Origin of the sequence: Pseudoalteromonas sp. US3C1004 (assembly GCF_048401065.1) — a bacterium.
Classification (GTDB): domain Bacteria; phylum Pseudomonadota; class Gammaproteobacteria; order Enterobacterales; family Alteromonadaceae; genus Pseudoalteromonas; species Pseudoalteromonas undina.
Genome location: NZ_CP183073.1, coordinates 2231066 through 2252592 on the forward strand (window position 1 = coordinate 2231066; position 21527 = coordinate 2252592).

Here is a 21527-nt window from a genome sequence, read left to right on the forward strand (position 1 = left end):
AATCCTTAAGGTATTAATGTATCAATGTTCAGTTGCACTTGTCGCACATCTTTACGAAGCAGTACTTCAGAGTGACCTTCAAGCTCACCAGTACTTGGCATCACTGAATCATCATTAGAAATACGCGCAGAAATAACAATTTCATTAGCACTGGATAAATTTAGCCCTGCCATCATGGCGTTCTCGTCGCTCAGCTCAACGGTGATTGGAAAGCTATAGTCAGTCAATTTAACAACGGCTAAAGGCATTGGTGAACCTTCAGAAGCTTTAGCAAACACAAACAAAATACCGTTACTGGGCTGTTTATCTTCGAGTTGCTCGTCAACCTTAACCGTGACCTGAATCCCTTGAACAACTTGCAGCTCGTGATTATTCAGCTCGCTTTTCTGAGCTATTTGACCATCGATTTCACTAATGCGCTCAGAAATCATAGCATAACGCGTATCTGACTCGTCCATACTGGCCAGAAGTACCTCAAATGCAGCTTTTGCCTGTACCCAATCTTTTCTCTCAAAGGCAATCAGCGCAAGTAACGAAATCGCATCGAGATTATTTGGCTGCGCTTGTAGCACTTTAGAAAGCATACCCGCTGCGCGAGTCATATTCTCATCACTGCCCTCAAGTAGTAATACCTGCGAGTAGCTCACCAAAGCTTGCATATTATCAGGGTTCATTGACAATGCTTTATCAAATGACTGTTTTGCCATGTCAAACTCATTAAGCATAATAGCGACACGCCCTAACAGCATCCAAGCTACTTCATCATCACCGCTTTGACTTAACTTTGTACGCAGTGCCAATGCAAACGCTTGAAGTTCATTTTTAGATAACGGCTCACCTTTTTGCATTACGGCACGTTGACCATAATCGGCTAAGTTGTCCATTGCATCATGCCACGCCGAAATTTGTTGTTGGCTGCCTGTCATCGCATAAAATATACCTGCTAATGCAATTAAAAACGCTGCCCCTGTTAAAGCAAATATACGGTTATCACCACGACTGTTTAGTGACTTTTCTGGCGATAATTCATTAAGCAAACGACGTTTTAGCTCAATAATAGCCTCGTTATGGTTTTGCGAGTCTATACGTTGATTGTCTAAATCAGCCTGCAGTTCAACTAAACGCTGCTCATAAATGCTGATAAGCTGTGCATTAGCGTTGTGAGTAATAGTTACTACGCGCTCTTTTTTTAAAAAAGGCACAATAATAAACAGCAATGCAATGAGTGTGAGTAAAGCAAAAGACGCCCACATTAAAATCATTTAACTTTGCTCCTGACGTTTATTTTGTTTAATCAACTTATTGAGCATCACTTCATCAGCGTCACTCCATGTTTGTTTTACCGACGCTTTACGTTGGCGAATAACAATAAAACCAAAGCCTATTATTACAATGAGTACTGGTAACACCCACAGAATTAACGTAGCCGGCGTTACTGGTGGATCGTAATGAACAAAGTAGCCATAGCGGTCAATCATATAGTCAATGACTTCATCTTTGCTTTTTCCATCTTTTACTAACGCCAATACACGCTCACGCAAGTCTTTTGCAACTACGGCATCTGAATCAGCAATGTTTTGATTTTGACATTTAGGGCAGCGTAATTCTTTAGTTAGCTCTTCAAAACGAATCGCTTGTTCATTGCTATCAAACTGATAACGATCTTGCTGAGCAAACGCTGCTAAACTAATAAATAAGCTAAGGGTTAATAAAAACAATCTCATGGCTGCAGCTCCTGCATAAGAGGCGCAAACTTAGCGCGCCAAACTCGAGGGTTTATATCACCGGTGTGGTGTAACAAAATAGTGCCATTTTTATCAACTAAAAATGTTTCTGGTGCTCCAGACACACCCAAATCTAACGCCAAAGAGCGCTCTAAATCTAAAATATTAAACTGATACGGATCACCGGCGCGCGCAAGCATATTACTCACATCGTCACGCAGTGCTTGCATATCAAACGGGCCATCAAAATCGGCATCGTAACTTTGAACATAATACAAGCCGATAATTTTAATGCCTTGTTCGCGAAGCTTAGTTAAATAATCAAGCTCAGCTAAACACGTTGGGCACCATGTGCCCCACACGTTTAATAAATACACGTCACCTTTTAACTGCTCATCAGTCCAACGTTTATTATCTTGCATTAAATCAGGCAAGTTAAATGTTGGTACGGTTTGACCAATGCGCCCTGTTTGTATTTCCCGAGGGTTAGCAAACAACCCTTGGTATAAAAACACACAAATAAAGATAAAAATTAATAAAGGGACTATTGCCATCAATTTGCGATTCATAATGCCCCCTCTAATTCATCTTTGCGAGGTGAAGCGCGATAACGCTTATCAAATAAAATCACAAACCCAGCAAGTGAAATCAAAACACCACCGATCCACATCCAACGCACAAACGGCTTGTGATAAATACGTAATGACCATGCCCCTTCACTTAATTGCTCTCCAAGGGCGAGGTATAAATCACGAGTAAACCCAGCATCTATTGCTGCTTCAGTCATAAACTGCATACCAATGTCGTATCGGCGTTTTTCTGCATAGAGACGCGCAATTGTTGTGTCTTCTTTTAGTACTGTTACCACACCCGCATGACCGCTATAGTTTGCACCACGAATTGTCTTCACGCCTTCAAAACGGTATTGATACTGATTTAGCTGTACGCTATCACCAGGCTTCATTGATACATCACGCTCAACTGAATACGCCGAAGTAAGCGTAATACCGGCAATAACAAAGGCCAAACCAACATGACCAAGCACCATAGCCCAATAACTTAAACCTAAGCGTTTGATGCCGAGCTTAAGTGAGCCATGAACAGCAGCCTTGGTGTAAAGGTCGATAAAGGTAGCAATAAATATCCATACACCTAACGTAGTTGCTAACAGAGTGAGCGGCGTAACTACTTCATAACTGCTAAACAGCCACGCACAAGTAATAACGACGCTGACTAGTGCGCCAACGAATATTTTGTTTTGTAAAAACGCCCATTTATTTTGCTTCCAGCGCAAAAATGGCCCTATGCCCATTAAAATCGCAAATGGCACCAGTAGAATGGCAAACATTTTATTAAAGAAAGGTTCGCCAATAGAAATACTGCCTAAGCCCATTTCTTTGTGCACCATAGGTAATAAAGTACCCAATAGTACAATTAAAGTAGCAACCACTAGGAAAATATTATTTAGCCAAAGTGCCACTTCACGAGAGACAAACTTATAACGCCCCTCACTTTTAACCTGTGAAACACGCAAGCCGTAAAGCGCTAGGCCGCCGCCAACAACAATAGCTAAGAAGGCAAGGATAAACAGCCCTCGATCCGGATCGGTTGCAAAGGCGTGCACCGAGACAATAATCCCTGAGCGAACAATAAAAGTCCCCAGTAAGCTTAATGAAAAAGCAGCAATTGCTAATAATACGGTCCATGATTTAAATACACCGCGCTTTTCAGTCACACTTAAAGAGTGTAATAAAGCAGTTGCCACTAACCATGGCATAAGTGATGCGTTTTCAACTGGATCCCAGAACCACCAGCCACCCCAGCCAAGCTCTGCATAAGCCCACCAACTGCCTATAGTAATACCTAATGTTAAGAAGCCCCATGCTGTCATTGTCCATGGGCGTGACCACTTAGCCCAGGTATTATCGAGTTTACCAGTTAACAGCGCGGCAATAGCAAAAGAAAAAGCCACAGAAAGACCTACATAACCCATGTAAAGTAATGGTGGGTGAATGATCATCCCTGGGTCTTGTAATAATGGGTTTAAATCTCGCCCTTCAACAGGAAAATAGGGCAATAAACGCTCAAACGGACTTGAGAGCAGTAAGGTGTACATCATAAAGCCAACACCTAAAAAGCCAAGCACACCCAAAACGCGAGCACGAAGTATCCAAGGTAGTGACTTAGAACGCATAGCAACAACGGCTGTCCACCCTGCTTGCATTAATAACCACAGTAAAATAGCACCTTCATGTCCGCCCCACGTAGAGGTGATTTTATAATACCAAGGCAAAGTGCTACTTGAATGATAAGCAACGTAAGATACGGTAAAGTCGTCGGTTAAGCTGGCATAGATAAGTGCAGCGAACGACAACGCAACAAATGCAAATTGACCAATCGCTAATGATGGCGCCGCACGCATCAAACGAAGGTTTCCTGTGTGTGCTCCCCAAAGTGGAAAAATACACAACAGCACACTGAGCACCATGGCCAATGTTAAAGAAAAATAACCAAGTTCAGGGATCATATTAACTCCCACTATCTAAGTTATATTTTGGCTTTTCGTGCTTAATGCCTTTTACAGCTTCAGCAACTTCCGCCGGCATATATTCTTCATCATGCTTGGCCAACACTTCAAATGCTTCAATCACGTTAGGCTCTACTAAAACACCTTGCGCAACAATCCCTTGTCCTTCACGAAACAAATCAGGCAAAATACCTTGATAACGTACCGTTACCAATGGCCCCGTATCAATCAGCTTAAAGCTTACTTTTAAGCTTTGTTCATTTCTGATCACAGTGCCTGGCACAACCATGCCGCCAATTCTCAACTTTTGGCCTACAAACGGCTTTTCTTTATTAGGACCTTTACCATCAATTAATTCGCTGGGGGTGTAAAACAAATTAATATTTTCTTGTAAGGCGTACAACACTAAACCAATTGATCCGCCAATACCAAAGAGTACGGCGATAATAACCAAAAGGCGCTTTTTACGTCTTGGGTTCACGAGGTTTGCTCCTGCTTAGAATTTTTAATTCGAGTTTCACGCGCTATTTGCTGCTCAATCGACGCTAAAATTTGTTTTTTATCGCGTAGTGAGCTGAATAGAATACCTAATAAAATCAATGCGCATGTTCCAAAAGAAAGCCATACATAAAAACCATAGCCTCCCATTGCAATAAAATCTGAAAATGAGTCAAACTGCATAATTACCCCTTAGTTAACAACTGTCGCACCCATGGGCGGTGCTTTTCACGGTGTAAAATTTCATTTTTAAGACGAATTAAAGTCACAGTACCAACAAACGCGGCAAAGGCTAAAATATTAATCATTAACGGCCAAAACATACTTGGGTCAACCGCATCGCGGTTAAACTTAGTGATGCTCGCCCCTTGATGCAGGGTATTCCACCATTCCACCGAAAAGTGGATGATAGGCAAGTTGATCACTCCAACAATAGCTAAAATAGACGCGGCGCGACCGGCTGACTTTTTATCTTCAAAGGCATGGTACAAAGACAACACCCCTAAGTATAAAAATAATAAAATAAGTTCAGAAGTCAGCCGAGCATCCCATACCCACCATGCGCCCCACATAGGTTTACCCCATGCAGCACCAGTAATTAAAGCAATTGCTGTCATACACGCACCAACAGGCGCGATTGCAATTACTGCAAGCTCGGCATTACGTAACTGCCATACCAAGGCAACAATGGCAGCAATCGCCATTGATGAATATGCGCCCATAGATAAAATAGCGGAGGGCACGTGAATAAAAATAATACGGTAACTGTCTTTTTGTTGGTAATCAGCAGGGGCAAAACCTAACCCCCAAACCCAACCAACAATCATACTAACGACCGTAACTACTGCAAAATATGGCAGTAGAGTATTGCATAATTGATATGCTCGCTCTGCTTTCGCATACGGATGTAACCACTTCCACATATTAACTTACACTCACTTTTAATGCTGATGATATGGCAATTGGCGCACTAATAATCGCAACGACTAACATGGCACCTAGGATTGCAAGCTGACCACTGTAATCCAGCGACATAGTACTGGTATCAATAGCGGAAGTTGCAAAAATTAAAACCGGGATATACAAAGGCAAAACGAGTAAACTCATTAAAATACCGCCTTTTTGTAAACCGACCGTTAGGCCTGCTCCTATCGCGCCAATAAAGCTCAATAAAGGAGTTCCCAATAATAGCGTTAATAACGTGGCCATTAGGGCCGTCGTTTCTAAATTTAGTAGTAAAGCAAATAAAGGCGTCATTAGCACTAGCGGTAAACCGGTGATCACCCAATGAGCCGCAACTTTACCTAATACGGTTAATGATAAAGGGTAAGAGGAAGCAATGAGTTGTTCTAAAGAGCCATCGTTATAGTCATCTCTAAATAGCTTATCGAGTCCAAGCATGGTTGATAATAAAGCCGCAACCCAAATAATGCCCGGTGCCATTCTTGATAACAACCCAGGTTCTGGCCCTATCGCTAGTGGAAATAACGAGATAACAATTAAAAAAAACAAGATAGGATTAACTATTTCAGCGCGCTGACGAAAAGCGAGCTTAACGTCTTTGCTAAATACCGCGACAAATAACTGCCAATATGAGTGCTGTCTTGTCATTAGTGGCGGTACTCCAAAGTCAAGGTCTGTAAGTCACTAAAGTGGGTGGTTAGGTCTTGGTGTGTTGTTAACAAAATAGCGCCCCCCTTTGATAAGTGCTCGGTAAAGCGTTGCTGCAAAAAGGCAACCCCACTTTTATCGAGCGCTGTAAAAGGTTCATCTAAAATCCATAACTTGGCTTCAGATAACCACAAACGAACTAAAGCCACCCGTCTTTGCTGACCTGCCGATAATGTTCTTACGGGCACATCTTCCAGCCCTACCAAACCTAACTTACTTAACAAAGGATATAAATCAGGTGTATTTACATAACCATTAATAGCCAACCAATGTGCTACATTTTCAAGTGCACTAAGTTGTACATTAACTCCGGTTTTATGGCCTATAAATAATAAGTCTCTGGCGTATTCGTCATAATATTTTTTGATAGATTGATTACGGTATAAAATATCACCTTCGTCAGGCAGCGAAAAACCGGCAATAATGCGCAATAATGATGTTTTACCAGCCCCATTAGGACCAGCTAACTGCATGATTTGACCGCTTTTAAGGCTAAAATTAAGTTCATCAAACAAACAACGCTCTTGCTTGATACAAGTAACGGACTTAATGTGTAACAAGATGACGATTCTCTCTGCCAAAAATTAGCGGTAAGTCTACCATAATGATAGGGTAATACGAATATTGCTTTAGAATCGATTTACTTAAAATACAGAAAACTTGATATAAAATAATGAATACACCAACGCACATTACAGTGACTAACCCACAGGTTAGTAATCAAACAACCGATTCGGGTAAAACTGCGTTACCAATACTGCCGCCTGAAGTACTAGCAGCAAAAAACATTCAGTTTTCTAAAGATTCAGTGACGCTTGATGTATTTATGAATAAGCATTGGCAAACAATTCGGCTCACTGTTAATGATGCACCGACAAATGTTGAAAAAATAGCAAGCGCTAACATACAGCTAAGTACAGATGGTAAAAGCTTAACCATTATTCCTAACAACAGTACCTTATCAATTAAACAACCAGAACAGTTACAGCGGTTTTTAAACTTTATAAACACTCAAAGTGATATTCAAAACAACCCGCTATCGATACAAGTTACTTTAAAGCCAACGCCAAAACTGGTGATTGAAAAATTTAATGCCAGCATCGCCATTAATAAACAAATAGCGCAATTACTGGCCGAAGAACCCTTATTAAAAGGCATAATTGAGACTGATGGCAAAGGTACACGGCTAAATATCATTAATCGTTTTGCTGACATTGTACATTCTCAACCTTTAAGCCAGGCAAAACTAACACAATTAGTTGCTAACAATTTAGGTCATGCTCAGCTTCATGCTATGCCCAAGTTTGCGGTACTAACTCCAAATACCGCAAAAAGCTCGTTAAATATTAGCTTAAGCCATCAACAGTTATCTGAACTACCTACAACGCCGACTAAGGTAACTATTAGCAGCCAAGCAGATAAACTATTAATTAAAACAGCTTATCAAAATATAACCGTGGAGCTTAAAAACTCATTTAGCAAACCATTTAATGAGATGCTGTCACAGCAACCGCAAGTTGCTCTCGATTCGCAAAAAATTAAGTCTCATCCACTTAGTACCGTTAATAGTCCAATTCAATCATGGCTAAAAAGCAGTTTTGCTGATTTTAAAACGCGTATTTTAGATGCAGTAAAACATTTTGAAAGCAAGCCATTTACCACTACATTAAATGCATATCAAAAACCAAATATTGTTGTTAATGAACAACAAAAATGGCTCTCACCAACGCAAAAAATAGACATTACGCAATTAAAGAGCCCTTTAGGAACTGCCCCCCCTTTAGTGCAACTAACCCAGCAGCTAAAAACCAGTATCTCTTTATGGCAACAGCGGACGTTATCAACATCCGTAGACTTGCACCCTGTTGTTACCCAATCAGCACAAACAGCTAATCGATCCTTAGCAGCCGTTAATCATTTACAACCGCTGGAAAAGCTATTATTAGCAACCGTTTTAAAGCAAACCGCAACCGCTCCAATAGAGCAAAAAGAAGCAAGCAAACACGTTCTAAGCAGCCAACTAAACACTATCGTAACTAAGGCGGCAGATCAGGGTACTGACTTAAACCGCTTGGTTAATCAAGCTTTTAACCGTATGTTGTCAGAAAGTAATTTACACCCGACCACCATACAACGTGAAATACTCAGCACTATAAAGCCGACACAACTAACCAGTGACACTTTGCAGAGCTCGTTTAATCGAGGTGTAGAACAACTTTCATTAAGCATTTTAGCTGCACCGATTATTAACCAAAACCCAACTGCCGTTAGCATTAATAATCAAAGCGGTTTAGAGGCCCTACTTCAGGTTTTATTACCAAGCTTCAAGACCGGTAATAATACCAATAAGTTATTAGAACAGTTACAGCAACCACAAGTGCAAGCATTAGCAGGTGAATTAACACAAATTAAAAACACCTTAAGCCAAGTGCAAGCTCCCGTTTTGAGCCAGCAGCCTGACACTAACTCCTTAGTGCAGTTTTTATTGCCTATGAAACTGCCACCAGAGGCGGCACAAACAGAAATATCGTTAGGACAATATAAAAAGCCAAACAATGACAAATTAGCGGATAAAAACGTGTGGTTTGTAAGATTAAATTTTGATTATGCTGAACTAGGTAAGCTGCAAATAACCGCAGAGTTGATGGACAAAGCATTAGATTGTCAGTTATTAGCGTCCACTCAAGCTGTGAGCGCGTTGGCTCATCCACACCTTGATAATTTACGCTCAAAACTAGCAAAACAGGGCTTACAAGTCGGCGATCTTAATTTGAAACGCGCAGATGACAACCATCAAGCATTTTACCAATCCCATGCCATTATAAATATTAAGGTTTAGCCATGACGGATTCATTTAAAAACAATTCAGCAATTGGACTGCTCTACGAAACGGGTAATTCACCCACCGTAAGCGCTAAAGGGTTTGGAGAATTGGCGGATGAAATTATTGCCCTAGCTAAAGATAAAGGTATTTTAATCCATCAGGATGAAGCACTTGCAAATACACTTTCGAAATTAGAGCTTGGCGAAGAGATCCCTAAAGAGCTTTACTTTGTTATTGCTGAACTGATTGCTTTTTCATATGTGGTAAGAGGGAAATTCCCGCCCGGATGGCAGGACTTTCAAGGAAAGCTCAATATAAAAGCATGAGCCAATATGATAAAAACAAAAAAAGCGCTAAGCGCCTTTTTGTTTGTGTAAAGAAAATAACAGTTCTGCTTCGGCGCGGGGTAATTCACACTCGCGAATAACCTCATCTAAATCAGCACCTAGCTCAACCATTTTTACTGCTCGAGAGTATATTTTAGCATCAGGGTCATCGTATTTTTGAGCTGCTTGTTGCTGTATCAGCTCTTGGTTTTGTTGTTCTACCTCAAGCACTCGTTTACCAATACTCATTAACCCAGTTCGTAACTCAGAAACTTCGCTACGTAAAATATTAATCTGCTCTGATGAATCTTTAAATTGCTGTAATTGTGCGCCAAGCTCATTCGCATAACGCTTTTTAAACATCACAATTAACAGCAGCGAGAATAGCCCAAATGCCAAACCCGCAATTGCAATACCAAGTAATAACATAATTTTATGTAGAGAAGCTTATATATCGCTTAACTCATCCCATTCGTCATCACTAAGTAGCTTGTTTAAATCAACTAGAATAAGCAGCTCATTATCGCGGTTGCATACACCTTGAATAAATTTGGCACTTTCTTCAGTACCTACGTTTGGCGCACTGTCAATTTCAGAGCTACGTAAGTACACAACCTCAGAAACGCTATCGGCTAAAATACCAATCACTTGCTCTTCAGCTTCAATAATCAAAATACGTGAATTGTCGGTCGCTTCAATATCAGGTAAACCAAAGCGAGAGCGAGTATCAATAACGGTAACAACATTACCACGTAAGTTAATAATACCAATTACATAAGAAGGCGCACCTGGAACAGGAGCAATTTCGGTGTAACGCAGTATTTCTTGCACTTGCATTACATTCACGCCATAGGTTTCATCTTCTAACTTAAATGTAACCCACTGCAAAATTTCATCATTATTATCTGCATTTTTTTTAGCTGACAGTAATTTATCTTCACTCATGCTCTTACCTCGTAATGGTCATTACTTGTGACGGCTATCTAAGCCTTTCTCTAATAGTGCATTTAAATTATTAACATCTATTAAAGCACACATTTTTTCTTTAATTACTCCAGCAAGCCATGGGCGCTTACTGTTATTTGTACGCCATTTTACATCTTCTTTACTCAATGTAATGTTATTTATTAGTTTTTCTGCTAATAAACCCCACTGGCTATCACCTAAAGTGATTAGATATTGATAATTTAAAGACGCTTCTAACTGTTCATCGTATTTTTCGGGCATAACCCAGCGCGCGGTATCAACAACATTGAGCTTTTCTTCTCGATTGATCATGACACCTTTAAACCACTTAGGTTTACCAAATAAATGATTCACTTCGCCAAGCTCATGTATACCGCCTAACGCTTTTAATGGCACGGCTAAAGTGAGTCCTGCTACTTCAAAAAATAATGCCTGAAATTCACCATCAAAGTATTCAGCTTCATTACCGAGTGCTACATCATGTTCAGTTTCAAGCTGCTGCGCTTGGTGAGATTCTATTTCTACATTTGTTACCTGCTCATTGAGCTTTTCAACTTCAACAACCGGCTCGACTACAGGCTCAACCTGCAGTGATTGCTCTTTTTGCTCTTCATAAGCTACCTGCTCAAGCAATTTAGCAACAGGCTCAAGGTCTTTCGCTGGTGCGTCATCAGATAATAACGCCCCTAAATACTGAGTGACTACTTTTTCATTAGCAAATAATTGCTTACTCATTTATTAACCTTGTTTTATTAAATATTCAAGCAATGCTTTATAAGCATAGACTCCACGCGCATTAGGGCAAAAATCAATAGGCACTTTTTGCGCTAAACTCGCATCTCTAAATTTAGTATCAACAGGAATAACACCTGGCCATACTTTTTCTTTATACGTATCTTGTAATGTTTTATAGGCCTCAAGTGACGCTTTGGTACGCTTATCATACATAGTTGGAATTATAGTATATTCATAGCTTTTCGCTTGCGAGGTTTGCATTAACTCCATAGTCCGCATCATTCTATCAAGCCCCTTGAGCGCTAAGAACTCAGTTTGTACTGGCACCAACACTCTTTCACAAGCTGCTAGGGCATTGACCATAAGCACCCCTAGAACGGGCGGACAATCTAGAATTGCGTAATCGTAATACTCGCTAATTTTAGCCAATGTTTTTTTTAAAATCAGGCCCATCCCCGTTTTATTACCCATGCTACGGTCAAGTGTAGCAATTGCCATGGTGGCAGGTAAAATATCAAGGTTTTCTATGGTTGAGGGACATAATGCTTGTAATATTTCTTCGCTTTTCATGCTCGATCCGCGAGTAAAAATATCGTAAACACTGACCTCTAAATCTTCAGAATCAATACCAAAGTAATAAGTTAATGATGCATGTGGATCGGTGTCAATCAGTAAAACTCGCTTGCCTTGAAGCGCAAGGATCCCAGCAAGGCTAACCGCTGTAGTGGTTTTGCCTACCCCTCCTTTTTGATTGGCTACTGTCCAGATTTTCACATTACATCCTAATTACTGTTCATTACGCGTGGTAACACGAATGCCACCATGCTCTAAGCGAATTATTTTTATTGTATCGTCTTGAGTAGGCAGCTCAACTTCAGTTGGTTTAGCTGCTTCAGAAACTTGCTGCTCAGTAACCTCATTCGATGACTCTGAAACCAAGCCGTATTTAGAAAGCGCAATCACCACTTTGCGGTTTTCAGCGCGCCCAGCTTCGGTATCATTATCTGCAAAAGGTGAGTATTGGCCATATCCCTCAATTGCCATGCGCGCAGATTGAATACCTAAGCGCTCTAATTCAACTAATATTGATGTTGCACGTGCCACCGACAACTCCCAATTAGAGCGAAATATTTCATTGCGAATGGTTTCGTTATCTGTGTATCCTCGCACTCTTATATAGTTATCGACAGGTGCAATTATTGCTTCAATCTTTTTTACAACTTCTTTGGCTTGATTATGCGCAACAGCACTTCCACTGGCAAACAACAGCCCTGAATTAAGCTCAATAACCAACCAATCTTGACTGAGCTCTAAACTTGCCTCGCCACTTCGTATTTCATCAATAAGTGACGATTGTAGCTTAACTAATAAACTATCGAGTGGCTTGCCTAAGTGACGTTGGCTGATATTACTATTGTCACTTTGACCATCGAGCAATACCGGTCCTTGTTCTTGTTTTTGAATACTTTCGCCATATAAAACCTCAGCCTCTGGAGTCACTCTTTCAAGCAACAAAGCGTCGCCGTTAACCCCTTTACCTTGCTGAGAAAATTGTTTCGCTGACTTATCAAAAACATGCTCCAGGGAATCAGATAGTACTTGTATATTGTCTTCTTTGTTTATTGCAATGGCATACAATACAACAAAAAATGCGAACATAATGGTCATGTAATCTGCATAAGAAACTAGCCAACGCTCAGTGTGTTGGCTTTTAGTGTTTTGATGACGTAAGCGACGGCGCAACATAACCGCTAATGAGCCTGTAGAATAGGACGTTCGACGCGGTAAGCTTCAAGCTTTAATTCTATATTAATAGGGCTTTCACCTTGGCTAATGGCAATAACGCCTTCAGCTAGCATTTCATGGTAAAGCATTTTTTGCTCAACACGTTGCTTTAATTTGTTGGCCATGGGCAAAAATAGTAAATTAGCTAAACCTACACCATATATAGTAGCAATAAATGCCGTGGCAATGCCCGTTCCTAATTGCTCAGGATCATTAATAAACGACATAGCTTGAATCAATCCAAGCACAGCACCTAAAATACCAATAGTTGGGCTGTAGCCTCCCATCGCTTCATATACACGGCTAGCTTCAAGCAATCGTTCTCGTTCGAGTAATAAATCTATTTCAAGGGTATCGCGAAGCTTTTGATCTGAGCAACCATCGACTAATAAACTCAGTCCTTTAGTGGCATAGGGATCAGAGTGAGTAAGCGCTTCGTTTTCTAGCGCTAAGTAGCCTTCTTGGCGAGCTTTGTGCGACCAGCGCTTGACTTGCTCAATGGCATCTTCAATATTGTGGTCATCAGTAACAAAAACCCAATGAGTAATACTGAGCATCTTCTTAAAAGTATTGGCTGATGTTTGCAGCATCACCGCCCCCAATGTGCCACCTAATACAATAATTAGTGCTGGCCCATTAAACAGCGCAGATACCACACCTCCCTCTAAAGAATAACCGATTGCAATAGCACCTAATGCAACCAATAACCCTAAAATAGAAAGCTTATCCAAAGCCAACCTCTCTTTTTAAGCGCACCGCCACATCATGAAGGCCTATGCTTTCATTTGCTAACCCAGCACTAGCTACTGCTTGCGGCATACCATATACAACACAACTTTTCTCATCTTGAGCCCAAATTGTAGCGCCAGTTTGTTTAAGCATGCGAGCACCGTCACGACCATCTGCGCCCATACCAGTCAAAATAATGGCAAGTACATCGCCTTGATACGCTTTTGCTACACTAGCAAAGGTAATATCCACACTAGGCTTATAGCTAACTCGTTCATTTTTATCTTCAAATACGCGTAATGTTCTGTTTGAACCTCGCCCTTCTACCATCATTTGCTGACCGCCTGGCGCTAAATAAGCACAGCCTGGTTGCAGTCTATCGCCTTGCTGTGCTTCTTTTACTTTAATTTTACACAAGCTATCTAATCGGGTTGCAAACGCAGGTGTAAATGCTGCTGGCATGTGTTGTATGAGTAGTATTGGGTGTGGAAAATTAGCAGGTAACTGAGTCAATATAGTTTGTAGTGCAACCGGGCCACCTGTTGATGTGCCAATAGCAATTAATTGATATTGCTTACCACTAGCACGTGTTGATGCGCTACTAGAAGGCGTTGGGTTTGCGCTTTTAAAGCTACGATCAGGTTGCACTATAGGCTTATTAGCAAAGCGCTCAGAAGTGCTTGGCGCTGGTTTAATACTTGGAGCAGCAGGCGCTCTGGTAATTCTACCAATTCGCTGGCGGCCTATTTCTTTAACTTTATTTTGTAATAGCTTTATTGCGTCGTCGTTATTACGAGCAATATCTTCAAACTTTTTCGGTAAAAAGTCCATCGCGCCGGCATCAAGTGCATCTAAGGTGGCAGATGCGCCTGCGCGTGTTAACGAGGAGAACATTAAAATAGGAGTTGGGTTACTCGCCATGATCTCTTTGACCGCGCTAATACCATCAAGCACCGGCATTTCAACATCCATGGTGATCACGTCAGGTCGTAATTGAGCTGTTTTATCGACAGCTTCTCGACCATTTACAGCGAAACCTATAACTTCAATGCCGCTGTCTTGTTCAAGAATTTCACTCACTCTGCGGCGAAAAAAGCTTGAATCATCAACTACTAAAACTTTAACAGCCATTTCGCTCTCTTATTCAATGAATGGGTAGGCATAAAATATATGCCTACTTTTAATTATCCAGCGTAATGCTTTAACATACTTGGTACATCTAATATCAGTGCAATGCCACCATCAGAGGTGATTGTTGCACCTGCCATACCAGGCGTACCTTGAAGTAATGCGTCTAAAGGCTTAATTACCACTTCCTCTTGACCAATAAGCGAGTCAACAACGAAACCCACTTTTTGAGTTCCTATTTGTACAATAACCACATGACCTTGTGCTTTTCGCTGACCTCTATCGGCCCCTTTGATGAGCCAATGTTCAAGGTAGAATAACGGAATCGATTTTTTACGAACAATTATAGTAAGCTGACCATCAACCACATTGGTTTTTGTTAAATCTAAATGGAATATTTCACTTACACCCGCCAGCGGCAACGCAAAGGTTTGTTCGCCTACCACTACCATTAAGGTAGGCAGTATTGCCAGTGTCAGCGGTACTTTAATCTCTAAAGTAGTACCTACGCCCATCTCTGATTTAATATTTACTGAGCCATTGAGTTGAGTGATTTTTGTTTTAACCACATCCATACCAACGCCACGGCCAGAAATATCTGAGATCTCTTCTTTAGTTGAAAAACCAGGTGCAAAAATAAGGTTATACGCTTCAGTATCAGAAAGGCGACTCGCTTGATCGTGATCAAGCACCCCTTTACTAATCGCAATCTTTTTAAGCTTTTCAGCATCCATACCGGCACCATCATCTTGGATGGTAAGCAGGATATGGTCGCCTTGCTGAGACGCTGATAAAGTAACAGTACCGGTTCTAGGTTTACCCGATGCTTCACGAACATCTGGCATTTCTATACCATGATCCACTGAGTTGCGCACTAAATGCACGAGTGGATCTGCCAATGCTTCCACTAAATTTTTATCTAAATCGGTGTCTTCACCAACAAGTAATAAATTAATATCTTTTTGCAGCGTTCGTGCTAAATCTCGTACTACACGGGGGAAACGGCCAAACACTTTTTTAATTGGCTGCATTCGTGTTTGCATTACCGCACCTTGGATATCAGCAGTCACTACATCTAAATTAGAAATAGCTTTACCCATAGCCTCGCTGTCAGAGTTTGTTGCCAAGCTTACCAAACGATTTCGCACAAGTACCAATTCACCAACCATGTTCATTATTTGGTCTAAACGTTTGGTATCAACACGTACTGTTGTCTCCGCCGGTGGAGGCGCTGCTTTTTTAGGCGGCGCTGTCTTAGCTGGCTGTGGAGAAGGTGCCGGCTTTGCAGGCTCTGCTTTTGGTACCGGTTTAGGCTCAGGTTTTGGCTCAGGTTTTGGCGCAGCAGGCTTATTTGCGGCTACTGGCTCAGGTTTACTTTCTGGAGCCGATGTTTCTAACGATTTAGGTGCACCTTTGCCATGTAATTCATCTAGCAAAGCTTCAAATTCATCGTCACTTATTTCATCATCGCTCGCGCTTGAGTCGTTATTTTGTGAAGCCACAGGAGCCGATGGTGCTTGCTGTGGTGTACTTGGGGCGCTTTGAGTAACTTCGCCAAAACTACCAACACCATGAAGCTCATCTAATAAGCTATCAAATTCATCGTCAGTTATATCGCCACTGACATCATTATCACTTGATGAGGACTGTTCTTCTTGTGGAGCTTGACCTTTACCATGTAACTCATCAAGTAAGCTTTCGAATTCATCTTCAGTTATTTCATCAATCTGAGAGTCTGAGCTACTGCTATCTGGGCCGCTAAATAATTCATCAAAAGCAAACGGATCTTCTTCCGCATCATTGCTTGGCTGCTCAGCTACAGGTTCAGGTTCTACCGAGGGAGTTTCAACAGGGGCTGTGTCTTCAACTACAGAATCGCCAGCAAGCTCTTCTGCCGTCGGTGGTTGTCCAAGTTTATGAAGGACTGCAAGTAACTCTGGATCAGCAGGTTCTGGTTGGTCACGATTTTTAATTGTGGCAAACATTTCATTAATGGTGTCGAGTGCTTGTAAAATTACATCCATTAATTCAGAGTTAACTGTTCTTACACCTTGGCGCAATAAATCAAACACGTTTTCAGCACCATGACATGCATCAACAAGCTCTGTCATTGCCAAAAAGCCGGCGCCACCTTTTACAGTGTGGAAACCACGAAATATTGCGTTTAGTAGTTCAGTATCATCTGGGTTGTTTTCCAGTTCTACTAACTGTTCAGATAAAAGCTCAAGGATTTCTCCGGCCTCTACTAAAAAGTCTTGTAAAATATCTTCATCGACTTCAAAGCTCATGCAGTACTCTCCTATTAGAAGCCCAAACTTGATAATAGATCATCAACTTCATCTTGATCAGATACAACATCATTACGCGATTCTTTATCAATAATAGGCCCTTCTGGGCCTGCTAGTGTTTGTGCAACAATGGAATCTTCTGTTTCTTCTGGTTGTTCGGTCAGTTGTGCTGGCTCAACTTCACCTTGTGCTGCAAATGCAGTTAACAAGTGGATTAAGCTTTCTTCAACTTCACGCACAAGTTCAATAACACGACGAATAACCTGACCAGTTAAATCTTGATAGTCTTGAGCCATCAATACATTAGTCATCAACATTTGCAACTCATCAGTTTTATGATGAGAGCTGTTCATAAACTTATCAATACTATGGCAAAGTGACTTAAACTCACCAAGCTCTATTTCGCGGTTCATTAAGCGATCCCACGTTGGCTTGATGTCAGCTATTTCGTCAGCAATTTCTTGTGCTAATGGTAAGCTTGCTTCAACCGCATCCATTGTTTTATTGGCTGCGTTTTCTGTCATTTCCATGACGTAGTTAAGGCGTTTTTTAGCGTCAGGGATGGCATCAGTGGTAATATCTGTTAAGCGCGTGTCTAACTCGAAACTCTTTAAAGCTTCGTGCAGTTGACGCGTTAACTTACCCACCTCAGCAAATAGCTGTGATTGCTCTTGTGAAGCTGTTTCTAAAATTAACTGATTCGCTTTATCTTGCTCACCATTTTCTAAAAAAACCACTAACTGGCGAGCTTGTTCTAAAGTAATCTGAGGCGCAGCAGGTGCTGACATAAGCCTCTCCCTCTCATTAACCTAAGCGTTCGAACACTTTTTCTAATTTAGTTTTCAATGTACCTGCAGTAAATGGTTTAACAATGTAACCATTAACGCCAGCTTGGGCAGCAGCAATTATTTGTTCTTTTTTAGCTTCTGCTGTCACCATTAAAACAGGAATATGCTTTAATTTTTCATCAGCTCGAATTGCCCTCAAAAGATCAATACCTTGCATGCCTGGCATATTCCAATCTGTTACAACAAAATCAAACGCTTGATTTTGTAACATAGGTAAAGCAGTTGACCCGTCATCTGCTTCTTGAACATTGGTAAAACCTAAATCGCGCAACAGGTTTTTAATAATACGTCTCATCGTCGAAAAATCATCAACAACAAGAATTTTAATGTTTTTATCCAAAACATCCTCCAGTGAGGCCTGAACCTTTATTTACTTACTTCTAGTTTATCCAGTCATTGATTTTTGCTTTAAGCTTAATCATCGCCTGACCATGTATCTGACTTACACGCGACTCACTTACATCGAGTATATGCCCAATTTCTTTTAAATTCATTTCATCGTTATAGTACAAAGAAAGCACCATTGCATCTTTTTCCGGTAACGACTTTATCGCATTGAGTAAAGACTCATTAAACCGTTCATTTTTAACATTATTGAAAGGTTTGTCTAGTGCTAAATCTTGACCATGCGGTGTAATCACATCATCGTCAATACCAAGGTCTTCAATACCTAAAACTTTGCTTACATTCACATCGTTTAAAATATGATGGTACTCATTTAACGAAATTTCAAGTTTTTCAGCAACTTCACTATCTTTGGGTTCACGGTTTAAACTACTTTCAAGAGCAACAATAGTCTCTGCTACTAAGCGGCTTTTTCTGTGAACCGAGCGTGGAACCCAATCACCTCGACGCATTTCATCTATCATTGCACCACGAATACGAATTCCAGCAAAGGTTTCAAAACTCGCACCTTTGCTTGCATCAAAATTTTTTGAAGCTTCTATTAATCCGATCATACCTGATTGGATTAAATCATCTAGTTGCACACTAGCCGGTAAACGAGCAATTAAATGGCATGCCACTTTTTTGACTAATGAGGCATGCTTTTCAACAATCATATTTAAACTCTGTGTTGACTGATATCCCATAGCTCTATTCACCGGTATTGTCATTATTAGTTACTAACTAGCTTCTCAATAAAAAACTCTAAATGACCCGAGGCTTGACTAGGTGTTGGCCACTTAGTAATTTTTGTCGCCAGTGTTTTAAAAGCAATCGCAGCAGGAGATCCTGGAAAAACTTCAACTATCACTTTTTGGCGACGCGTTGATTTGCGCATATTCTCATCATAAGGAACTGTTGCAACAAGCTCCATTGATATATCTAAAAATCGGTCGGTTACTTTTGAAAGTTTAGCAAATAATTCCTGCCCTTCACGTAAGCTACGCACCATGTTGGCAACAATTTTAAATTTGTATACGCCGTGCTCACGGCTCAGTACTTTAATGAGCGCATAGGCATCGGTAATTGATGTTGGCTCATCACATACCACCACAACCACATCCTGTGCGGCACGAGAAAAGCTCAATACCATGTCAGAAATACCCGCAGCGGTATCAACAATTAAAATATCAAAATCAGTGTTAAGCTCGCTAAATGCACGAATAAGTCCGGCGTGCTCTGAAGGAGATAACTCAACCATACTTTGCGAACCCGATGTTGCAGGTACTATTTTTATACCTGCAGGGCCTTCAACTAAAATATCTTCAAGTTCACACTCACCTGATAAGACATGAGATAAATTGCGCTCTACACGCAGTCCAAGCATAACATCACAATTAGCTAACCCTAAATCAGCATCTAAAACCAGCACACGTTTGCCTTGTTGGCCTAGCGCGATTGCCGTATTAAGGGATACGTTTGTTTTACCTACTCCACCTTTGCCGCCGGTGACAGCGATAACTTTTACGCCGTTATTATTATTGTTGCTCATTTTGCGAAGGCCGCTTGCTTGATCTAAAACTGTGTTAATCATACATCTCTACTGTGCTCGACGCCACTGATTGGTGTCGTGATTGTTGTGCTTTTATTCTTTTTAAATACAATTGCTCAGCTTTTTTTACTAGTTTTTCGGCATTTGCCACTCTAATATCTTCTGGTACTCGCTGACCGTTAGTAAGATACCCTATTGGGAGACGATTTTGAATCGCAATACTAATAATCTCACCTAAACTCAATGACTCATCTAACTTAGTAAAAATACATCCACTAAGCTGTACTTTTTTAAAATGCCTTACTGTTTCTTGTAATACATTAATTTGTGCTGTAGCACTTAATACTAAATAACTACGTATATCTACACGCTGATTACGCATCAAGGTATTAAGCTGCTCAGTTAAACGTAAATCTCGCTGACTCATTCCTGCTGTATCAATTAAGACTAGACGTTTATTTCGTAAATGGTATAAAACTTCTGCTAATTCATTTGCATCTTTGACTTGTTTAACGCCACAGCCAATAATTCGACCATAGGTTGCTAGCTGCTCATACGCACCAATACGGTAGGTATCAGTAGTAATAAGTGCAACTTTATCAGCACCATATTTTTGCGCACCTAATGCAGCTAATTTTGCAACTGTGGTGGTTTTACCTACCCCTGTTGGGCCTACTAGTGCATAAACACCACCTTGGCGAAGAATTTCGTTGTTAGTGGTTTGCATTTGATCTTCAACCATATTCAATAAGGCTTTCCAACCTTGTTGGCGAGATACATCGTCGGGTACAAAGCATGCCATTTGCTCAGCAACCTCTTTATCTATCCCCATACCCACTAAACGGTCAATCATACATGCACGAGTTGGATCGCGACGTGCCATATCTTGTTGCATTAAACCTGATACTTGATGTTCTAGTAATTGACGAATTGCGTTCATTTCTTCGCGCATAGTGCTTATATCACTCGACTCGTTTTGCATCGTTTGCTGACGAGGTGCACTCGGTGAGTCTAAATCGTCAAAACCACTGTCTAAATCATCAAAACCCAAGCTATCAGCTTGAGTACGAGGACGTGCAGGTGCGCTTGGTTCACGCTCAAACATATTTTTAGGTCGAGATTGCACAGCTTCTTGTTCTTGATAATGACCAGAGGTATCAATGCCTGATTGTGAAAACATTGACGCAAGCTCTGCTGAACGAGGACGGGGAGATTGACGTTCTAATAAAGCTTGTAAACTATCAGCTACCTTTGCTTGTGGCTTAGGTTGAGCACGTTGTGGCTCTGGTTTTACAAAATTATGTGAGCTCTGGGTATGTGCAAATGAAGCGCTTGCAGCTGGCTGGCTTTGAGGCTGCTCTGGCGCTTTTGCTGCGGCTTTGTCGTAATCAACAGCAGCAACAATTTCAACGCCATTAGCTAGTTTCTTATTTGACATAATAACCGCATCAACACCGAGCTCTTCTTTTACTTCTTTTAGTGCGGTGCGCATGTCTTTAGCAAAAAAACGTTTAATTTTCATAATTCAAACCCCTTTAAAAT

Annotated in this window: 24 protein-coding genes; 2 read left to right on the top strand and 22 right to left on the bottom strand. The window is 40.9% G+C overall.

The window, feature by feature from the left end; all coding sequences use genetic code 11:
- Positions 1-5: 5 nt before the first annotated feature.
- Genes ccmI through ccmA form a run of 9 tightly spaced genes read right to left on the bottom strand, consistent with a single transcriptional unit; the run spans position 6 to position 6980 of the window.
- Entirely contained in the window at positions 6-1262 is a 1257-nt protein-coding gene (gene ccmI, locus ACNSN3_RS10425) for a c-type cytochrome biogenesis protein CcmI (RefSeq protein WP_010387952.1), read from the bottom strand.
- Entirely contained in the window at positions 1263-1724 is a 462-nt protein-coding gene (locus ACNSN3_RS10430; protein WP_055013033.1) for a cytochrome c-type biogenesis protein, read from the bottom strand. It lies immediately after the preceding gene.
- Positions 1721-2293 (bottom strand): DsbE family thiol:disulfide interchange protein, encoded by a 573-nt coding sequence (locus tag ACNSN3_RS10435; RefSeq protein ID WP_036933069.1) that lies wholly within the window; start codon positions 2291-2293, stop codon positions 1721-1723. Before ACNSN3_RS10435 ends, ACNSN3_RS10430 begins: the two co-directional genes overlap by 4 nt.
- A complete protein-coding gene (locus ACNSN3_RS10440; protein ID WP_055013034.1) occupies positions 2290-4251 on the bottom strand; it encodes a heme lyase CcmF/NrfE family subunit in 1962 nt (653 codons plus the stop codon). The genes ACNSN3_RS10435 and ACNSN3_RS10440 overlap by 4 nt, the downstream gene beginning before the upstream one ends.
- A 1-nt stretch (position 4252) precedes the next feature.
- Positions 4253-4732 carry a cytochrome c maturation protein CcmE gene (ccmE, locus tag ACNSN3_RS10445; RefSeq protein WP_075169670.1) on the bottom strand — a complete coding sequence of 160 codons (480 nt, stop codon included), beginning with the start codon at positions 4730-4732 and terminating at the stop codon, positions 4253-4255.
- Positions 4729-4932 carry a heme exporter protein CcmD gene (gene ccmD, locus ACNSN3_RS10450; protein ID WP_055013035.1) on the bottom strand — a complete coding sequence of 68 codons (204 nt, stop codon included), beginning with the start codon at positions 4930-4932 and terminating at the stop codon, positions 4729-4731. Before ccmD ends, ccmE begins: the two co-directional genes overlap by 4 nt.
- A gap of 2 nt (positions 4933-4934) precedes the next feature.
- The gene (locus ACNSN3_RS10455; protein ID WP_036985043.1) at positions 4935-5672 is read right to left on the bottom strand and encodes a heme ABC transporter permease; all 738 of its coding nucleotides are present in this window, start codon (positions 5670-5672) and stop codon (positions 4935-4937) included.
- A gap of 1 nt (position 5673) precedes the next feature.
- On the bottom strand, positions 5674-6360 hold the full coding sequence (ccmB, locus tag ACNSN3_RS10460; protein WP_054201703.1) for a heme exporter protein CcmB: 687 nt from the start codon (positions 6358-6360) through the stop codon (positions 5674-5676).
- Positions 6360-6980: a cytochrome c biogenesis heme-transporting ATPase CcmA gene (gene ccmA, locus ACNSN3_RS10465; RefSeq protein WP_075169671.1), complete on the bottom strand. Its 621-nt coding sequence runs from the start codon at positions 6978-6980 to the stop codon at positions 6360-6362. The genes ccmB and ccmA overlap by 1 nt, the downstream gene beginning before the upstream one ends.
- A gap of 113 nt (positions 6981-7093) precedes the next feature.
- Between ccmA and ACNSN3_RS10470 the strand changes: the two genes are divergently transcribed.
- Positions 7094-9259, top strand: a complete 2166-nt coding sequence (locus tag ACNSN3_RS10470) for a flagellar hook-length control protein FliK (RefSeq protein ID WP_418607281.1) — start codon at positions 7094-7096, stop codon at positions 9257-9259.
- 2 nt (positions 9260-9261) lie between these two features.
- A complete protein-coding gene (locus ACNSN3_RS10475) occupies positions 9262-9570 on the top strand; it encodes an EscU/YscU/HrcU family type III secretion system export apparatus switch protein (RefSeq protein WP_054201705.1) in 309 nt (102 codons plus the stop codon).
- A gap of 27 nt (positions 9571-9597) precedes the next feature.
- On the opposite strand, the gene ACNSN3_RS10480 is transcribed toward ACNSN3_RS10475, so the two are convergent.
- From ACNSN3_RS10480 to flhF, 13 genes are read right to left on the bottom strand one after another with little or no spacing between them, the layout of a single operon-like run.
- Positions 9598-9999, bottom strand: coding sequence for a DUF2802 domain-containing protein (locus tag ACNSN3_RS10480; protein ID WP_054201706.1), 402 nt, complete (start codon positions 9997-9999; stop codon positions 9598-9600).
- Positions 10000-10017: 18 nt separating this feature from the next.
- On the bottom strand, positions 10018-10515 hold the full coding sequence (locus ACNSN3_RS10485; RefSeq protein ID WP_008112225.1) for a chemotaxis protein CheW: 498 nt from the start codon (positions 10513-10515) through the stop codon (positions 10018-10020).
- Between the two features lie 21 nt (positions 10516-10536).
- On the bottom strand, positions 10537-11271 hold the full coding sequence (locus ACNSN3_RS10490; protein WP_335674671.1) for a CheW domain-containing protein: 735 nt from the start codon (positions 11269-11271) through the stop codon (positions 10537-10539).
- A gap of 3 nt (positions 11272-11274) precedes the next feature.
- Positions 11275-12045, bottom strand: a complete 771-nt coding sequence (locus ACNSN3_RS10495; protein ID WP_055013038.1) for a ParA family protein — start codon at positions 12043-12045, stop codon at positions 11275-11277.
- Positions 12046-12057: 12 nt separating this feature from the next.
- Entirely contained in the window at positions 12058-13017 is a 960-nt protein-coding gene (locus tag ACNSN3_RS10500) for a flagellar motor protein MotB (protein WP_418607284.1), read from the bottom strand.
- Between the two features lie 5 nt (positions 13018-13022).
- Positions 13023-13787 (bottom strand): flagellar motor protein, encoded by a 765-nt coding sequence (locus ACNSN3_RS10505; RefSeq protein WP_054201710.1) that lies wholly within the window; start codon positions 13785-13787, stop codon positions 13023-13025.
- Positions 13780-14916, bottom strand: coding sequence for a protein-glutamate methylesterase/protein-glutamine glutaminase (locus tag ACNSN3_RS10510; protein ID WP_054201711.1), 1137 nt, complete (start codon positions 14914-14916; stop codon positions 13780-13782). The genes ACNSN3_RS10505 and ACNSN3_RS10510 overlap by 8 nt, the downstream gene beginning before the upstream one ends.
- 53 nt (positions 14917-14969) lie before the next feature.
- Complete coding sequence (locus ACNSN3_RS10515) at positions 14970-17201, bottom strand: chemotaxis protein CheA (protein ID WP_418607287.1); 2232 nt, start codon at positions 17199-17201, stop codon at positions 14970-14972.
- 14 nt (positions 17202-17215) lie between these two features.
- On the bottom strand, positions 17216-17989 hold the full coding sequence (locus tag ACNSN3_RS10520) for a protein phosphatase CheZ (protein WP_054201713.1): 774 nt from the start codon (positions 17987-17989) through the stop codon (positions 17216-17218).
- A 16-nt stretch (positions 17990-18005) separates the two neighbouring features.
- On the bottom strand, positions 18006-18389 hold the full coding sequence (gene cheY, locus ACNSN3_RS10525; RefSeq protein WP_008112210.1) for a chemotaxis response regulator CheY: 384 nt from the start codon (positions 18387-18389) through the stop codon (positions 18006-18008).
- A 40-nt stretch (positions 18390-18429) separates the two neighbouring features.
- Positions 18430-19140, bottom strand: coding sequence for an RNA polymerase sigma factor FliA (locus ACNSN3_RS10530; protein ID WP_054201714.1), 711 nt, complete (start codon positions 19138-19140; stop codon positions 18430-18432).
- 26 nt (positions 19141-19166) lie between these two features.
- The gene (locus ACNSN3_RS10535) at positions 19167-20027 is read right to left on the bottom strand and encodes a MinD/ParA family ATP-binding protein (RefSeq protein ID WP_054201715.1); all 861 of its coding nucleotides are present in this window, start codon (positions 20025-20027) and stop codon (positions 19167-19169) included.
- Complete coding sequence (gene flhF / locus ACNSN3_RS10540) at positions 20020-21507, bottom strand: flagellar biosynthesis protein FlhF (protein WP_418607289.1); 1488 nt, start codon at positions 21505-21507, stop codon at positions 20020-20022. The genes ACNSN3_RS10535 and flhF overlap by 8 nt, the downstream gene beginning before the upstream one ends.
- Positions 21508-21527 lie beyond the last annotated feature (20 nt).

What these genes read in the sequence shown, in the direction of transcription:
- ccmI (WP_010387952.1), bottom strand. Translation starts at nt 1,262, where the DNA reads ATGATTTTAATGTGGGCGTCTTTTGCTTTACTCACACTCATTGCATTG.
- ACNSN3_RS10430 (WP_055013033.1), bottom strand. Translation starts at nt 1,724, where the DNA reads ATGAGATTGTTTTTATTAACCCTTAGCTTATTTATTAGTTTAGCAGCG.
- ACNSN3_RS10435 (WP_036933069.1), bottom strand. Translation starts at nt 2,293, where the DNA reads ATGAATCGCAAATTGATGGCAATAGTCCCTTTATTAATTTTTATCTTT.
- ACNSN3_RS10440 (WP_055013034.1), bottom strand. Translation starts at nt 4,251, where the DNA reads ATGATCCCTGAACTTGGTTATTTTTCTTTAACATTGGCCATGGTGCTC.
- ccmD (WP_055013035.1), bottom strand. Translation starts at nt 4,932, where the DNA reads ATGCAGTTTGACTCATTTTCAGATTTTATTGCAATGGGAGGCTATGGT.
- ACNSN3_RS10455 (WP_036985043.1), bottom strand. Translation starts at nt 5,672, where the DNA reads ATGTGGAAGTGGTTACATCCGTATGCGAAAGCAGAGCGAGCATATCAA.
- ccmB (WP_054201703.1), bottom strand. Translation starts at nt 6,360, where the DNA reads ATGACAAGACAGCACTCATATTGGCAGTTATTTGTCGCGGTATTTAGC.
- ACNSN3_RS10470 (WP_418607281.1), top strand. Translation starts at nt 7,094, where the DNA reads ATGAATACACCAACGCACATTACAGTGACTAACCCACAGGTTAGTAAT.
- ACNSN3_RS10475 (WP_054201705.1), top strand. Translation starts at nt 9,262, where the DNA reads ATGACGGATTCATTTAAAAACAATTCAGCAATTGGACTGCTCTACGAA.
- ACNSN3_RS10480 (WP_054201706.1), bottom strand. Translation starts at nt 9,999, where the DNA reads ATGTTATTACTTGGTATTGCAATTGCGGGTTTGGCATTTGGGCTATTC.
- ACNSN3_RS10485 (WP_008112225.1), bottom strand. Translation starts at nt 10,515, where the DNA reads ATGAGTGAAGATAAATTACTGTCAGCTAAAAAAAATGCAGATAATAAT.
- ACNSN3_RS10490 (WP_335674671.1), bottom strand. Translation starts at nt 11,271, where the DNA reads ATGAGTAAGCAATTATTTGCTAATGAAAAAGTAGTCACTCAGTATTTA.
- ACNSN3_RS10500 (WP_418607284.1), bottom strand. Translation starts at nt 13,017, where the DNA reads ATGTTGCGCCGTCGCTTACGTCATCAAAACACTAAAAGCCAACACACT.
- ACNSN3_RS10510 (WP_054201711.1), bottom strand. Translation starts at nt 14,916, where the DNA reads ATGGCTGTTAAAGTTTTAGTAGTTGATGATTCAAGCTTTTTTCGCCGC.
- ACNSN3_RS10515 (WP_418607287.1), bottom strand. Translation starts at nt 17,201, where the DNA reads ATGAGCTTTGAAGTCGATGAAGATATTTTACAAGACTTTTTAGTAGAG.
- ACNSN3_RS10520 (WP_054201713.1), bottom strand. Translation starts at nt 17,989, where the DNA reads ATGTCAGCACCTGCTGCGCCTCAGATTACTTTAGAACAAGCTCGCCAG.
- ACNSN3_RS10530 (WP_054201714.1), bottom strand. Translation starts at nt 19,140, where the DNA reads ATGGGATATCAGTCAACACAGAGTTTAAATATGATTGTTGAAAAGCAT.
- ACNSN3_RS10535 (WP_054201715.1), bottom strand. Translation starts at nt 20,027, where the DNA reads ATGATTAACACAGTTTTAGATCAAGCAAGCGGCCTTCGCAAAATGAGC.
- flhF (WP_418607289.1), bottom strand. Translation starts at nt 21,507, where the DNA reads ATGAAAATTAAACGTTTTTTTGCTAAAGACATGCGCACCGCACTAAAA.